Raw genomic sequence first — 14,717 nt, forward strand, 5'->3', positions numbered from 1 at the left:
GACGCCAGGTAATTTGCGCGCCGCGGACCCGCAAGCGCGCCGAAAAGCGTGCGCCCCGCCGGGAGTCATCGCGCCGGGCTCACCCTTCGCGGACCACGTCAGAGGGGTCCTTGTCCAGGCGCCAGCCCCGCCACCGTGGATGCCTGAGCCTGCCCGGGCCCGTCCACTCGCTGTAGGTCACCTCGCCTACAAGCTCCGGTGATACCCAGTGGGCGTCGGCGGAATCCGGCCGGGGGACGTCGTGGAAGGGTGAGGTCTTCCGGCCCAGGCGTTCCACCGTCTGGCGGAGTTCCGTGAGCTCCCGGCTGCTGAAACCGGACCCGACCCGGCCCACGTACTGCAACTTGCCGCCGTCGGGAATGCCTACCAGCAGCGATCCCACGGTGTCCTGCCGCCCGCCCTTCCCCGGCCGCCAGCCGCCCACCACCACTTCCTGCGTCTGCTCCGTCTTGAGTTTGATCCAGGTCCTGGTCCGCTGCCCGCTCACGTAGCGGCTGTCCGTCCTCTTGGCCATCACCCCTTCAAGGCCGAGCTCCCGGGCGCTGTCGAGGAGGAGGTCCACGGATTCCTCAAGCACCATGGACAGGTCCACCGGGCAGCCGGAGGGACGGAAGAATTCCTCCAGCCGCTGCCGCCGTGTGCTGAGCGGCAGGCGCCGGAGGTCCTTGCCGTCGTCGAAGAGGAGGTCGAACAGCATCAGCTGGACCGGGATCGAGGTGCGGGCTTTGGCGACGTCGGCGGCCCGGGTGAGTTTCATCCGCCCCTGCAGCAGGCCAAAGTCAGGCCTTCCACCGGGCCCGACGGCGATGATCTCACCATCCGCCACGAACGGCTGCTCCGGCCAGCAGGCCCGGTCCGTGAACTCGGGGTAGGTCTTGGTGACGTCGTTGCCGTTGCGGGAGAAGATCCGGACCTTTTCGCTGTCCGCCACCAGCAGCGCCCGAACGCCGTCCCACTTGAGCTCGTACTGCCACGTGCTGCCGTGCAGGTCGGCGGTGCTTCCCGAGGTTGCCATCATGGGCGCGTACTCCAGCGGGTCGGCGGGAGCGGCGTGCGTTGCTGCGGGAGCCTCGGACGCCTCTTCGCCGCCGGCGTCCTGCGAAGGTTCCGGCACTGCCCGGGCCGGCTGCCGTCGTCGTCCGCCTTGCTGCTCCTGGTCCATCAGGTGGATGAGCCATTGGTTTTCGGCGTCCTTGCCCTGCCCGCGTCCGGTGTGGATGAGGGCCACCTTCCTGCTGCCGCCCAGGCCGCCGCTTTCCGAGCCCGTCAGGGTGACGATGACTTCCTTGCCGTTGATCCACTTGTGCAGTTCGTAGGTGCCGGTGTCCCAAATCGTCATCTCGCCCGCGCCGTACTGCCCCTTGGGGATGGTGCCGTGGAAGGTGAGGTAGTCCATGGGATGGTCCTCGGTCTGGACGGCCAGATGGTTCCTGCCACCGGATTCCGGGATGCCCTTGGGCAGGGCCCATGACGCCAGGACCCCCTCGTGTTCCAGCCGCAGGTCCCAGTGCAGGCGGCTGGCGTGGTGCTCCTGGATGACAAAACTGTTGCCGCCGGCCGGGATGCCTGCGAACGGTTCGGGGGTCGCCTTGGGGTCGCGCATGGAACGGTACCTGCCCAGCCGGGCGTCGGCGTCGTGGTGTGCGTCCCCCTGGTCCGGGTTGCCGGTTGTTCCACCCGCCTCCGCGCCTGCCGCGGCGTTCACGACGGCGGCGAACGGGTCCTTGCCGTCCCGCACCCGGCGCAGCACCTCCTGGTAGTCCAGGTGCTTAAGTGCGGGAGACTGGATTTCCCGCCATGTCCGCGGGGCGGCCACCATGGGCGTGGGCCTGCCGCGCAGCGAGTAGGGGACCACCGTGGTTTTTGCCGCGTTGTTCTGGCTCCAGTCCACCAGCACCTTGCCCGTGCGCAGGGATTTCTTCATGTCGCTGACGGCAAGGTCCGGGTGGTCGGCCTCGAGTGCCCGGGCCAGTTCACGGGCGAAAGCGGAGATCTGTTCCGAGGTCTGGCTGCCGTCCAGCGCCGCGTACAGGTGGATGCCCTTGCTGCCGCTGGTCACCGGGACCGGGTCAAGGCCCACGTCCTGCAGGATGGTCCGGGCCAGGAGGGCCACCTCCCGGCATTCCGGCAGCCCGGCACCCTCGCCCGGGTCCAGGTCCAGCACCAGCCGGTCCGGATTGAGCTGGTGGCCGTGCGGATCCACCCGCCACTGCGGCACGTGGATTTCGAGGGAGTTGATCTGGCCGAACCAGGCCAGCGTGGCGGCGTCGTTGACCAGGGGGTAGTGGATGGTCCGGTCCTTGTGGGTGATCGCGGCCCGGGGCAGCCAGCCGGGCGCTGAGTCCTCCAGGTCCTTCTGGAAAAACACCTCTCCCGGTTTGTCCGCGGTGCCTACTCCGTTGACCCACCGCTTCCGCGTGGCCGGGCGGTTGGCGGCCGCCGGTATCAGGACGTGTGCCACTGCGGCGTAGTAGGCCAGCACATCCGCCTTGGTGGTGCCGGTCTCCGGGTAGATGATCTTGTCCAGGTTGGTCAGCGTCAGTTCGCGCCCCGCCACCCGGACACGTTCCCGGCTACCTGCCATGGGGCTTCACCTCCGGCCCGCTCTGATGTTGACTGTATGAATGAGAGCCATCTGGAAAGGTGCCATCGCGTTCGGCCTGGTCAACGTGCCCGTGAAGGTCTACAGCGCCACTGAGGATCATGACATCAGTCTGCACCAGGTTCACAATGCCGATGGCGGCAGGATCCGCTACCAGCGCCGGTGCGAGGTCTGCAGCGAGGTGGTGGACTACTCGGACATCGAGAAGGCCTTCGAGGAGGATGGCCGCACGGTAGTGCTGTCCAAGGATGAGCTCAAGTCCATTCCCGCCGAGAACAGCCACGAGATCGAAGTGGTGCAGTTCGTGCCGTCGGAGCAGCTCGAACCCATGATGTTCGAGAAGAGCTATTACCTGGAGCCGGATTCCAAGTCGCCCAAGGCCTACGTTCTGCTGCGCCGCGCGCTGGAGGACACGGACCGGGTGGCCATCGTCCAGTTCGCGCTGCGCGAGAAGACCCGGCTGGGTGCCCTGCGGATCAAGGACGACGTCCTGGTGCTGCAGTCCCTGCTCTGGCCCGACGAGGTGCGCGAGGCGAGCTTCCCGTCCCTGGAGGCGGACATCAGGATCTCCGCCCAGGAACGGGACATGTCAGCGGCGTTGGTGGAGTCCATGGCCGCCGACTTCGAACCAGACTCCTTCACCGACGAGTACCAGGTGCAGCTCCGCCAGCTGATCGACGCCAAGCTGGAACAGGGCGAATCGCTGGACACGGAGGAAACCTTTGGCGTGGAAGCCGGCGAGGGCGGCAAGGGCGAGGTTATTGACCTCATGGAGGCCCTCAAGCGGAGCCTGGACCGGAAGCGCGGCGGCGGGGAAGCCGCCTCCGCCGGCGGGGAATCCGACGCCGAAGCGGACGCAGGGGACGAGGACACCGAAACTGCCAATCCGGCACGCCGGACCTCCGGCACCAAGGCGGCCGCGTCCAGGACCGCGGCAGCGAAGACCGGCACGGACGATGCCAAGCCAGCCACCAGGTCATCAGCGAAGTCCACACCGGCTTCCGCCAAGTCCACGGCGTCCAAGTCGACGCCAGCCAAATCCACTGCCGCCAAATCCACTGCCGCCAAGTCCGCTGCAGCTAAAACAAGCGCGTCCAAGTCCTCCGGCACGGGCACGGCGGACACCAAGGCGTCCGGCACAAAGGCCGCGGCAAAGCCGGCCGCCAAGACCACCAGGGCGCGCAAGCCGGCCTGACCGGCACTCGCGACGGCACTCCGGAAGGGCCTGGCCGGCCGGTCCGGCGCGCTTTCGGGAAACCCTGCCTTTACAGCGGCCTCCAACGCGCCCACAATGAGTCGCATCGCAGCCTCCGCTGTGCCAACAGCGTGCTGTCACCCATGTGGACCTGACACGTAGAGGGGCACGGACATGAGCCAGCAGACCGATGCAGTGGAGGCGGACCGGGAGCTGAAGAGAAAGCACCGGGCCATGTGGGCGTCAGGGGATTACCCCGCCCTCGCGGACGAGATGCTCCTGGAACTGGGTGCCGTCCTGGTGGAGGCCTGCGGCATCAGGTCACGCCAACGGGTCCTGGACGTTGCGGCCGGAACCGGCAACGCGGCCATTCCAGCGGCCATGATGGGTGCCAAGGTGGTGGCCAGCGACCTTACACCTGAACTTTTTGAGGCAGGGCGCAAAGAGGCAGCCAACCGTGGCGTCAGCCTGGAGTGGCAGGAGGGCGACGCGGAAGCCCTGCCGTTCGGCGATGGGGAGTTCGACGCAGTGATGTCCTGCATCGGGGTGATGTTCGCCCCGCACCACCAGGCGGCCGCCGACGAGCTGCTCCGGGTCTGCAAGCCGGGCGGCTCCGTCGGGCTGCTCAGCTGGACGCCGGAAGGATTCGTCGGGCAGATGCTGGCCGCCCTGAAGCCGTTTGCCCCGCCGCCCCCGCCCGGCGCGCAGCCGGCCCCGCTCTGGGGGAGCGAGGAGCATGTCCGCGAACTGCTGGGGGACCGGATCACCGACGTTCACACCCGCAAGCAGAACCTGGCCGTCAGGAGCTTCCACCAGCCCGCGGACTTCGTCCGGTATTTCAAGTCCCACTACGGCCCCATCATCGCCGTCTACAAATTCCTGGGCGAGGACCAGGAAAAGGTCAAGGCCCTGGACAAGGCCCTTACCGACCTTGCCGATTCCTTCGGTGATGCGCACGGCGATTCCCCGTTCCAGATGGAGTGGGAGTACCTGCTCTTCACGGCAAGAAAGGCTGCAGCATGACCGAAAACCATGTAGCAACGTCCGTCACCATGATCGACGCCGGGCCGGAACGCGTGTGGGAGGTGATTACCGACCCCGCCGCCGTGAAGGAGTTCATGTTCGGGGCAACCCTGCAGACCGACTGGAGGGTCGGCAGCCCCATTACGTGGCAGGGGGAGTGGGAGGGAAAGCCCTTCCAGGACAAGGGCCGGATCCTCGAGGTCGAACCAGGCCGGAAACTGGTGTACACCCACTTCAGCCCGTTGTCCGGCCAAGAGGACAAGCCGGAGAACTACCACACGCTCGAATGGACGCTGGAGGACCAGGACGGCGCCACGAAGCTTTCGCTGTCGCAGGACAACAACCCCAGCGAGGAAGCTGCAGCGCACTCCAAAGGCATGTGGGACAAGCTCGTGGCGGACGTCAAGGCGCTCGCCGAGCGCGGCTGACTGCTCCCCGCCCGGGTGGGCTGGGGGTTAAAACCAGGCGGCCGCCGTCGGACGTTTCCCTTTCGGAGGAAAGCCCGACGGCGGCCGCCGGCGTTGTGCTGCCTGGGGCAGCGCAGCTGCTACTCGGCGTCGTGATCCGTTTCGAGGATCTGCACCAGGCGCTCCAGCGCATCGTCTGCGCCGGCACCTTCGGCGCGGAGGACCACCACGTCGCCGTGTGAGGCGCCCAGGCTCATGAGGGACAGGATGCTGGCGGCATCCATGGCCTCGTCTGCCGGCTCGCCTTCACGGGCGATGGTGATGTCCAGGTCGAACTCTCCGGCTGCCTCGGCAAAGATAGCGGCGGGGCGGGCGTGCAGGCCCACGCGGCTGGCGACTGTTGCGGTGCGTTCTGGCATTTTTGCTCCTTTGTCTTTCGGCGTGCTGATGGTCCAGCGCCGGGAAGGTCTGTGGCTAAACCGGCTCAGACGGTTACGGGAACCGGTTCAACCGTATCAACGGTCTTCTTGACTGCCCAGCGCTTGAGGGCGATGACCGACAGGGCGGTAACCACCACGCCGACGATGATCGAAACAACGAACATCAGGAAGTTGTCGATGGCGAAGAAGACGAAGATTCCGCCGTGGGGTGCCTTGGATCCGACGCCCGCAGCCATCGAGATGGCACCGGTCACCGCACCGCCCAGCATGCTGGCGGGGATAACGCGCAGCGGATCGGCCGCGGCGAACGGGATGGCACCTTCGGAGATGAAGGACGCACCCAGCAGCCATGCTGCCTTGCCGTTTTCCTGCTCCGCCAGGCTGAAAAGCTTCTTGTTCAGGACGGTGGAGGCCAGGGCCATGGCCAGCGGCGGAACCATGCCGGACGCCATGACGGCGGCCATGATCTGCCACGGAGCCTGGTTGTCGATGGTGGCGGCACCAAGGCCGGCGACGGCGAAGGAGTAGGCAACCTTGTTGACCGGGCCGCCGAGGTCGAAGCACATCATCAGGCCCAGGATCACGCCCAGGGCGATGGCACCGGCACCGGTGAGGCCGGACAGCCAGGAGTTCAGGCCGTTGGTGATGGCGACGATGGGGCCGCCCAGGATCACGAACATCAGGCCCGAAGCCACCAGCGAGGCCAGCAGCGGGATGATCACCACGGGCATCAGGCCGCGCAGCCACCGTGCCACCTGCAGGCGCCCCACCACGTGGGCGATGTAGCCCGCCAGCAGGCCGCCAACGATGCCGCCCAGGAAGCCGGCACCCATGAACCCGGCAACTGCACCGGCGACGAAGCCGGGCGCGATGCCCGGACGGTCAGCGATGGCGTAGGCGATGTAGCCTGCCAGTGCCGGAACCAGGAACCCGAGCGACAAAGCGCCGATCTTGAACAGGACCGCGCCGAGGTAGGCGCCCAGCGGACCCCAGGCGTTTTCGGGGAATTCGGTGGGCAGGTTGAACAGGCTGTTCTGGACCACGATCGTGTCCGCGTACTTGGTGATCAGGTAGCCGCCCATGAGGAAGCCGAGGGCGATCAGCAGGCCGCCGCCGGCCACGAACGGAATCATGTAGCTGACACCGGTGAGCAGGGCCTTCTTGAGCTTCTGGCCGATGTGCTCGCCCTTTTCCTCAGCTTCGTGCTCGGCCTGTTCCTCCGCGCCGAAGTGCGGAACACGGCGGGCGTTGGGGTTCTCTGCCGCGGCGAGTGCTTCCTGGACCATCTTGTCCGGTTCGTCGATGCCGCGCTTTACGGGGGCATTGATGACCGGCTTGCCGGCGAAGCGCTCCTTGCCGCGCACGTCCACGTCCACGGCGAAGATGACGGCGTCTGCTGCGGCGATGACCGCGGGGTCCAGTGCCTTGGCGCCGGAGGAACCCTGGGTTTCCACCTGCAGGTCTACGCCCACTTCCTTGGCAGCTGCCACGAGGGAGTCGGCCGCCATGTAGGTGTGGGCGATGCCGGTGGGGCACGCGGTGACGGCTACCAGGCGCTTGGGTCCGCGGGCGGCGGAACCGGTGGAAGCCCCTGCGGGGGCACCCATGGCACTGGCACCAGCTGCTCCGGCTGCGCCGACTCCGGCGCCGACCGGAACTGCATCTGCCGGAGCCGCTGCGGCGTGGGCTGCGGGCTTGTCCGCCAGGGCGCCGTCCACGAGTTCCACGATCTCCGCCTCGGAGGAGGCGTTGCGGAGTGCCGCGGTGAAGTCCTTTTTGATGAGCGACCGGGCCAGCTTGGAGAGCAGCTTCAGGTGCTCCTGGTCCGCTCCGTCCGGAGCAGCGATGAAGAACACGAGGTCAGCGGGGCCGTCCTTGGCGCCGAAGTCCACTTTGGGGTTCAGGCGGGCCATGGCCAGGGTGGGCACGGTGACGGCGGCGGAGCGGCAGTGCGGGATGGCGATGCCGCCGGGGATTCCCGTGGCGGTCTTCTGCTCGCGGGCGAAGGCGTCCGCGAAGAGTCCTTCGACTTCTGATGCGCGTCCGGTGGCAGCTACCTTGCTTGCCAGATGCCGGATCACCGTCTCGGGGGCGTTGCCCAGGTTCTGGTCGAGCTCGACCAGGTCCGTGGTGATGAGCTGGGTCACTGTCAATCCTTTCGAAGGGCCGTGATGGTTACGGCATCCGGGGTGGTTTGGTTTACTGCCGGAACGGTGGAACCCGGCAGCGAGGCAGCGGCGGCACCATGGGCCACCGCCTGACGAAGGCAGTCGGCCGGGGCGGCGCCCCGGCCATGGGCAAGCAGGTAGCCGGCAAGTGCGGAGTCGCCCGCACCCACCGTGCTGACCGCGGCGACCGGCGGGTGCGTGGCCAGCCACGCGCCGTCGGCCGTAACGAGGACAGCTCCCTTGGAACCGAGAGTTGCCAGCACAGCACCCACACCGGAACGGACGACGGCGGCTGCGGCGGCAGCGGCAGCAGCCGGATCCGCTTCCAGTTCGTCACCGGATGCCGGGGGGAAACCGGCAGCTGCGGCCAGCTCCGCCAGTTCCTCGGCGTTGGGCTTCAGGAGGTCGGGCATGCCTTCCGGGCCGCCGGTGAGGGCAGCCGCGAGTGGCAGGCCGGACGAGTCGACTGCGATCCGCGGGGCGGTGCCGTCGGCGGAAGAACGCAGGCGGCGGGCAGCCGTTGCGTAGAAGTCAGAGGGGAATCCCGGCGGCAGCGAGCCGGCCAGGACCACCCAGGTGGCGCCGCGCGAGCTTTCGACCAGCAGCTTGATCAGGGCTTCCTGCTGGTTCTCATCCAGTGCGGGGCCCGGTTCGTTGATCTTGGTGGTCACGCCGCCAGGTTCGGTGAGCGCTACGTTGGTGCGCAGCGGCTCGTCGATGGGAAGCGAAACGAAGGGCACTGCGTGCTCGCGCAGCCCGGCCAGGACGGGATCGCTGTCCGCGCCGGGGAGGACGGCAAGGGACTCCAGTCCCGAGGCCACCAGGGCGCGGGAGACGTTGACGCCCTTGCCGCCGGATTCCTGGCGGACGGAGACGGCGCGCTGTACCTCGCCACGCTCCAGAGGGCCGGGAAGGGCGACGGTCCGGTCAAGGCTGGGGTTGGCCGTGAAGGTGACGATCATGCGACCACCACATCAACGCCGGCCTCTTCCAGGGCGGCTGCGAGTTCAGGTCCGGGTTCACTGTCTGTGATCAAGGTGTCCAGATCTTTCAGGGAGGCGAACTGGACCAGGGTTTCCGTGTCCAGCTTGGAGGAGTCGGCCAGCACCACAATGCGGCGTGCCGACTGGACGAAGGCTGCCTTGACGGCGGCTTCTTCAGGATCGGGAGTACTGACGCCAAAGGTGGCGTGGATGCCGTTGGTTCCGATGAACGCGATGTCAGGGCGGATCCGGGCGGCAGCGTTCACCGTTGCCTGCCCCACGGCCACCTGGGTGAGGCCGCGAACCCGGCCGCCCAGGATCTGCAGGGCAACGCCGGGGACGTTGGAGAGTTTGCTGGCAATGGGTACTGCGTGGGTGATGACCACCAGTTCGTGCTGGGGGCCCGTTCCGTCGGAAGGTTCGACGGCGGCGCGGCGGGCCAGCATGTCGGCAAGCACCTCGGTGGTGGTGCCTCCGTCCATCAGGACGCTGGCGGGCGAGTTCCGGGGGATCAGGGCAAGGGCGGCTTCGGCGATCCGGATCTTTTGGTCCGGCCGCTGGATGGCCCGTTCAGTGACGCTTTCCTCGGTGGTGCTGAAGCGGTCTGCCGCAACGGCGCCGCCATGGACACGGCGGACCGTGCCGGCGTTTTCGAGGGCTGCAAGGTCCCTGCGCACCGTCTCAGTGGTGATGCGGAAGCGCTCAGCCAGCAGGGTCACGCTGACCCGGCCGCTGCCGGCTACAAGCTCGGCAATTTGCTGCTGGCGCTCTTCGGCGAACACATACCCTCCGTTGCGTAGGTCCTGCTGTGAGTTTGTGCGCCTGGCCGTCTTCCCGGTCCTGCGTGACTGGCATCACATTGATGTTGAGTTACTTGACTTTATCTTTGGTTCTGTTGGTTTGTCAATGGAAACCAACATGAAACAAGATCGAGCTTTTCAGGCCCGGGCGCAGGCGCGAAAAAGCCGGGCTGGACACGTGGTGGTCCAGCCCGGCTTTTCGGGTTCATCGGTGGTGGCCCGGATCCCGTCCCCGGTGTCGGCCCGGCTAGATGCCGCCGTCCCGGCTTTCGTGGCGGGTGATGCGCTCGCCGGTGGTGGGATCGATGACCGAGCGGGACTCGCTGACCCGGCGGCTGCGGCCGGGGGAAGCGAGGATGAGTGAGGCGATCAGCCCGATTACGCCTACCGCCATGAGGATGTAGCCCACCAATTGCTGGTCCACGAACGGGATGAGTCCGGGCGCCACGGCCCAGGCAAGGATGGCGCCGAGGGCGATGAGGAAGATTGACGATCCGATTCTCATGACTTGCTCCTTTTGGCCGCGGGCTGCGCGGCGCTGGTAGGGCGATACGGGAGGGTGGTGCGTACACTGCCAAAAGCCAAGCCTGCTGTCTATCAAGCGTCACGCTACCTCCCGGTGATTGCGGATTCAATGATCCGGGCGGGGCGTCGTGCTTCCGTAGTTAGGCTTGACCAGTGGAAACAGTTGTGTGGTCCAAGCCGGAGGACCAGCGCGCAGGCACCCCCCTGCTGGTGATGATGCACGGTTACGGTACGGACGAGTCCCGGATGGTGCGCCTCTTCGAGTACCTGCCTCCCGAGTTCACGTTTGCCGCCCTGCGGGCTCCGATGCCCATCGGGGACCACTGGGGCTGGTTCCTGCTCGACTACTTCCTGGCGAACGACTTCGCGGATGTCATCTCCGCCGCCAACTCAGTGCGGGCCTGGATCAGTTCCGTCAGGGACCAGCACAGCAGCGTCACCCTGATGGGGTACTCGCAGGGCATGGCCATGGCCAGTACGCTCCTGCGGCTGCACCCGGATGACTACAAGGCCGTTGTGGGACTGTCCGGCTTTGTGCTCAACAACGAGCTCCTCTCGGTGACGGACTCCTTTGACGTCAGGCCGCCCTTTTTCTGGGGGCGGGACAAGGCGGACCTGGTGATCAACGAGGACGCCGTTGCCTACACCGCGGAGTGGCTGGAAAAGAACACGCTGCTGACGGCCCGGACGTACCCGGGAATGGGGCACGCGATGTCCAAGACCGAGATGGTGGACGTCAGCGCCTTTCTGCGCCACTACGTGCTGCGCTGACTGTGTAGCTGCCCCATCGGTGGGTACGAAAAAACAGTTGCCAGCGAAATTTGCAAGCGCTTACACTCGTCTACGGCCATGATCGGTCCTGCAGTGGGCGGACAAGGAAGTGATGCTGCGTGCATGAGGCGCAGCAGTATCCTCCTTCAGGCTGTCCCGGCAGGGCCGGCTGTCCACGAACCGAAAGGACACCGCACTGCCGATGACACTCGAAACTGCAGCTGGGACCGCCGGCTGGACCGGCGCCGCAGCAATCCTCTTTGACCTGGACGGCGTTCTGACGCCCACCGCCACCGTGCACGAGCGCGCCTGGCAGGAACTGTTCGATGGCTACCTGGCCTCGCATCCGGAGGTCCCCGGGTACCGGGAAAGCGACTACTTCGACCACATCGACGGCAAGCCCCGCTTTGACGGTGTGCGCGACTTCCTGGCTTCGCGGGGGATCACGCTCCCGGAAGGCCCGCTGGATGACGACCCTGCCCACGAAACCGTCCAGGGCCTGGGCAACCGGAAGAACGCGATCTTCAATGACATCGTGAACGCCGGCGTCGAACCGTTCCAAGGCTCGGTCCGCTTCCTCGAAGCCGCCCTGGAACGCGGACTCAAGGTCGCCGTCGTCTCTTCCTCCCGCAATGCCCCTGCCGTCCTGAAAGCCGCCGGACTCAGCCACTATTTCCCCGTGGTGGTGGACGGTGTGGTGGCCGCGGAACAGGGCCTGCCCGGAAAACCAAGCCCGGCCACCTACGAATACGCGGCCAAACTCCTGGACCTCTCCAGTCCGGAGTGCGTAGTGGTCGAGGACGCTGTGTCAGGGGTTCAGGCCGGACACGCGGGATCGTTCCACTCCGTGATCGGCGTGGACCGTGGCGCCGGGCGGCAGACGCTCTTGGACGCCGGAGCCACCCTGGTGGTCAACGACCTCCAGGAACTCGTCCCCTAAACCCAGGCCTCAAACCCCGTTGCCTGCCCCGGGCAACCCTGCTGCTCCCCGGCAGCACCCATCCGAGTATTGCCCTTCCCCCGAATATTCCGTGCCGGCCAGTCCGGCACCACAGCAAGGCCAAAAGGACCCCGACCATGGCATTGATCTCCGCGGACCGCGAACGGTTCCCCGATACCCCCTGGCAGCTCGTCGAAACGCGCTACGGAACCGATGGCGCCGGAACCCTGGAGGCCCTGTTCGCCCTGGGCAACGGCCATCTGGGCATCCGGGGTGCCCATTGGGCGGCGGCCGACGCAGAGCTGCCAGGCAGCTTCATCAACGGCCTGCACGAAATCTGGGACATCAAGCACGCCGAAAATGCCTTTGGCTTCGCCCGGACGGGCCAGCGAATCCTCTACATCCCGGACGCCAACAACTTCACCGTGGTGGTGGACGGCGAAAACCTCAGCCTTGCCGAATCAGAGGTCCTGGACTACCGCCGGAGCGTCGACTTCTCCACCGGGATCTACGAGTGCCGCATCACCTGGCAGTGCCGTTCCGGCGCCACGGTGACCACCACGGAACGGCGGGCGGTGGGCTACGAATCCCGCGGCTGCCTGGGCATTTCCCTGGAGGTGGATGCGGACCGGCAAATCTCCCTGGATGTCACCTCCGCGGTGATCAACCGCCAGGACCAGCCGGTGGAAGACCACTCCGTCCACGATCCCCGCCGGGCGGGACGGCACGCCGGGCGGGTGCTGCTCCCCGTGCGGCTGGACGGCGGCGACGGCTCGCTGCGGTTGTCCTGGGAGGCAGGCGAGTCCAAGCAGCGGGTGGGGATCGCGGTGGACCACTGGACCTCCGCCGGCCACCAGCCGTTCGAAACGGTGGTGGACCAGGACGACAGCACCGTCCGGTACGTCCTTGCAGTGGACGCCGGTGACCCGTTCCGGCTGGAAAAGACCGTCAGCTACGCGGCCGGCCCCACCGTCCAGGACCCGGACGTGGATGCGTCCGCAGTGGCTGAGGAGGCCCTCCGCCCGGTGGACAGCATTTTTGCCGAAAGCATGGCCCACTACCGCGGCTACTGGGCCACCTCGGACATCGTGGTTGAGGGCGGCCGGCCCGGGCTGCAGCAGGCCATCCGCTGGAACCTGTTCCAGCTGGCCCAGGCCACGGCGCGTGCCGATGTTGCCGGCATCCCCGCCAAAGGCGTGACGGGCTCGGGCTACGAGGGGCACTACTTCTGGGACCAGGAGGTGTACCTGCTGCCGTACCTTACCTACACCAACCCCGACGGCGCCCGGCAGGTCCTCGAGTTCCGCCACGGCATGCTTCCCGAGGCCAGGATCCGGGCGAAGGAGCTGAGCGTGGACGGCGCCCTCTTCCCGTGGCGCACCATCAACGGGCTCGAGGCCAGCGCCTATTACGCGGCCGGTACCGCACAGTTCCATATCGCCGCCGCGATTGCCTTCGCCACCAACAGGTACCTCTGGGCAACCGGGGATGCCGGATTCCGGGATGGCATGGGCGCTGAACTGCTGATCGAGACGGCCCGGATGTGGATCTCCCTGGGCTTCTTTGGCAAGGACGGGCTCTTCCACATCCACGGCGTCACCGGCCCTGATGAGTACACGGCAGTGGTGAATGACAACCTGTACACGAACGTGATGGCCCGCTTCAACCTGCGTGCCGCCGCCGCGCTTGGGCACGCAGGCATCACCCACGAGGAGCGCCAGCTGTGGGAGGCGGCCGCCAACCGCATGCAGTTGCCCTTCGATGACCGGATGCAGGTCCACTCCCAGGACAACGACTTCATGACCCTGGAGGCCTGGGACTGGACCACGCCGCGGTCCAAGTATCCGCTGCTGCTGCACTTCCACCCGCTGGTCATCTACCGGCACCAGGTCCTGAAGCAGGCCGATACGGTCCTGGCCATGTTCCTGCAGTGGCAGGACTTCACGGCTGAGGAGAAGCAGCGGGCCTTCGACTTCTACGATCCCATCACCACCGGCGATTCCACGCTGTCCGCCTGCGTCCAGGGGATCATGGCGGCCGAGGTGGGCTATTCGAGGGAGGCCCTGGACCACTTCACCAATGCCGCCTTCATTGACCTTGACAACACGCACGGCAACACGATCGACGGCGTGCACATCGCCTCCACCGGCGGAGTCTGGAGTTCGCTGGTGTGCGGTTTCGCCGGCATGCGCGACCAAGGCCCGGTCCCGTACTTCGATCCCCGCCTTCCCGCGGAGTGGGAGGGGCTGACCTTCCACCTGAAGATCAGGGGCCGCCTGCTGCTGGTCCAGCTCGCCGCCGGCTTTATCACGCTGACGGTCCAGGACGGCGGTCCGCTGGAAGTTGACGTCCGTGGCCAGCGGCTGACGGTGGGCAACGAGCCGGTGCGGGTTCCACTGGAACCGGTCGCGGAACCGGAACCCACGGTGTTCCCCAGCGGATTGCCGACGGCGAGCATCCCGGTGGTGCGCGGCAACAGCTGAGCGGGTTGCCGGGCTGGGCGGACGCGCCGGGGGAGGCCCGGCGGCTTCCCTTGCCGGCCTCCCCAGTCTCCTGTTGTCTTCCGGCCTGGTGCCCCCCAAAACAGCACCAGGCCGGAGCGCGCAGTGGCCTAACCGGCGAGGAGGGTGGCGGCTTCCTGGCGGGTGGTGCCGGAGTCCTGGATGCCTTCGGCGATGTGGGCGAGTTCGGCGGGGATGCCGCGGCCTTTTTTGCGCATGGCGGTGGCCCAGAGGCGGCCGGCGCGGTAGGAGGAGCGGACCAGGGGGCCGGACATGACGCCGAGGAAGCCGATTTCTTCGGCTTCGTGCTGGAGGTCCACGAATTCCTGGGGTTTGACCCAGCGGTCCACGGGCAGGTGCCG

At 67.0% G+C, this 14,717-nt stretch carries 12 protein-coding genes and 1 pseudogene; 6 read left to right on the top strand and 7 right to left on the bottom strand.

Annotation, left to right across the window (positions count from 1 at the left end):
* Window positions 1-79 precede the first annotated feature (79 nt).
* Window positions 80-2,584 (bottom strand): ATP-dependent DNA ligase, encoded by a 2,505-nt coding sequence (locus tag AB0280_RS20850; protein ID WP_366368620.1) that lies wholly within the window; start codon window positions 2,582-2,584, stop codon window positions 80-82.
* Between the two features lie 40 nt (window positions 2,585-2,624).
* Here AB0280_RS20850 and AB0280_RS20855 point away from each other — a divergent pair, with 40 nt between their 5' ends.
* The 3 genes from AB0280_RS20855 (at window position 2,625) to AB0280_RS20865 (ending at window position 5,248) form a co-directional block, all read left to right on the top strand.
* Window positions 2,625-3,797, top strand: a complete 1,173-nt coding sequence (locus AB0280_RS20855; RefSeq protein WP_366368622.1) for a Ku protein — start codon at window positions 2,625-2,627, stop codon at window positions 3,795-3,797.
* Window positions 3,798-3,971: 174 nt separating this feature from the next.
* Window positions 3,972-4,820: a class I SAM-dependent methyltransferase gene (locus AB0280_RS20860; RefSeq protein ID WP_366368623.1), complete on the top strand. Its 849-nt coding sequence runs from the start codon at window positions 3,972-3,974 to the stop codon at window positions 4,818-4,820.
* The gene (locus AB0280_RS20865) at window positions 4,817-5,248 is read left to right on the top strand and encodes an SRPBCC domain-containing protein (protein WP_224024525.1); all 432 of its coding nucleotides are present in this window, start codon (window positions 4,817-4,819) and stop codon (window positions 5,246-5,248) included. Before AB0280_RS20860 ends, AB0280_RS20865 begins: the two co-directional genes overlap by 4 nt.
* 119 nt (window positions 5,249-5,367) lie before the next feature.
* Here AB0280_RS20865 and AB0280_RS20870 read toward each other — a convergent pair whose 3' ends face one another.
* The 5 genes from AB0280_RS20870 to AB0280_RS20890 form a co-directional block, all read right to left on the bottom strand.
* Window positions 5,368-5,646: an HPr family phosphocarrier protein gene (locus tag AB0280_RS20870; protein ID WP_015935750.1), complete on the bottom strand. Its 279-nt coding sequence runs from the start codon at window positions 5,644-5,646 to the stop codon at window positions 5,368-5,370.
* 65 nt (window positions 5,647-5,711) lie between these two features.
* Window positions 5,712-7,814, bottom strand: coding sequence for a PTS fructose transporter subunit IIABC (locus AB0280_RS20875; protein ID WP_307487606.1), 2,103 nt, complete (start codon window positions 7,812-7,814; stop codon window positions 5,712-5,714).
* A 2-nt stretch (window positions 7,815-7,816) separates the two neighbouring features.
* The gene (locus tag AB0280_RS20880; protein WP_275182276.1) at window positions 7,817-8,797 is read right to left on the bottom strand and encodes a 1-phosphofructokinase family hexose kinase; all 981 of its coding nucleotides are present in this window, start codon (window positions 8,795-8,797) and stop codon (window positions 7,817-7,819) included.
* Window positions 8,794-9,600 carry a DeoR/GlpR family DNA-binding transcription regulator gene (locus tag AB0280_RS20885; protein WP_224024530.1) on the bottom strand — a complete coding sequence of 269 codons (807 nt, stop codon included), beginning with the start codon at window positions 9,598-9,600 and terminating at the stop codon, window positions 8,794-8,796. Before AB0280_RS20885 ends, AB0280_RS20880 begins: the two co-directional genes overlap by 4 nt.
* Window positions 9,601-9,865: 265 nt before the next feature.
* Window positions 9,866-10,123, bottom strand: a complete 258-nt coding sequence (locus tag AB0280_RS20890) for a DUF6458 family protein (protein ID WP_159633816.1) — start codon at window positions 10,121-10,123, stop codon at window positions 9,866-9,868.
* Between the two features lie 173 nt (window positions 10,124-10,296).
* Between AB0280_RS20890 and AB0280_RS20895 the strand changes: the two genes are divergently transcribed.
* The 3 genes from AB0280_RS20895 (at window position 10,297) to AB0280_RS20905 (ending at window position 14,337) form a co-directional block, all read left to right on the top strand.
* The gene (locus AB0280_RS20895) at window positions 10,297-10,914 is read left to right on the top strand and encodes an alpha/beta hydrolase (RefSeq protein ID WP_224024532.1); all 618 of its coding nucleotides are present in this window, start codon (window positions 10,297-10,299) and stop codon (window positions 10,912-10,914) included.
* A gap of 202 nt (window positions 10,915-11,116) precedes the next feature.
* Window positions 11,117-11,854: an HAD family hydrolase gene (locus AB0280_RS20900; protein ID WP_366368627.1), complete on the top strand. Its 738-nt coding sequence runs from the start codon at window positions 11,117-11,119 to the stop codon at window positions 11,852-11,854.
* A gap of 137 nt (window positions 11,855-11,991) precedes the next feature.
* Window positions 11,992-14,337 (top strand): glycoside hydrolase family 65 protein, encoded by a 2,346-nt coding sequence (locus AB0280_RS20905; RefSeq protein ID WP_366368629.1) that lies wholly within the window; start codon window positions 11,992-11,994, stop codon window positions 14,335-14,337.
* Window positions 14,338-14,465: 128 nt separating this feature from the next.
* Here AB0280_RS20905 and AB0280_RS20910 read toward each other — a convergent pair.
* Window positions 14,466-14,717 (bottom strand): annotated as a pseudogene (locus AB0280_RS20910) (lipoyl synthase); the annotation flags it as partial.

Source organism: Pseudarthrobacter sp. 902506025 (assembly GCF_040702325.1).
GTDB lineage: Bacteria > Actinomycetota > Actinomycetes > Actinomycetales > Micrococcaceae > Arthrobacter.

Bases quoted from the DNA above. Each gene is read 5' to 3' on its own strand.
- AB0280_RS20880 (WP_275182276.1), bottom strand. From the start codon at position 8,797: ATGATCGTCACCTTCACGGCCAACCCCAGCCTTGACCGGACCGTCGCC.
- AB0280_RS20860 (WP_366368623.1), top strand. From the start codon at position 3,972: ATGAGCCAGCAGACCGATGCAGTGGAGGCGGACCGGGAGCTGAAGAGA.
- AB0280_RS20850 (WP_366368620.1), bottom strand. From the start codon at position 2,584: ATGGCAGGTAGCCGGGAACGTGTCCGGGTGGCGGGGCGCGAACTGACG.
- AB0280_RS20865 (WP_224024525.1), top strand. From the start codon at position 4,817: ATGACCGAAAACCATGTAGCAACGTCCGTCACCATGATCGACGCCGGG.
- AB0280_RS20900 (WP_366368627.1), top strand. From the start codon at position 11,117: ATGACACTCGAAACTGCAGCTGGGACCGCCGGCTGGACCGGCGCCGCA.
- AB0280_RS20855 (WP_366368622.1), top strand. From the start codon at position 2,625: ATGAGAGCCATCTGGAAAGGTGCCATCGCGTTCGGCCTGGTCAACGTG.
- AB0280_RS20870 (WP_015935750.1), bottom strand. From the start codon at position 5,646: ATGCCAGAACGCACCGCAACAGTCGCCAGCCGCGTGGGCCTGCACGCC.
- AB0280_RS20890 (WP_159633816.1), bottom strand. From the start codon at position 10,123: ATGAGAATCGGATCGTCAATCTTCCTCATCGCCCTCGGCGCCATCCTT.
- AB0280_RS20905 (WP_366368629.1), top strand. From the start codon at position 11,992: ATGGCATTGATCTCCGCGGACCGCGAACGGTTCCCCGATACCCCCTGG.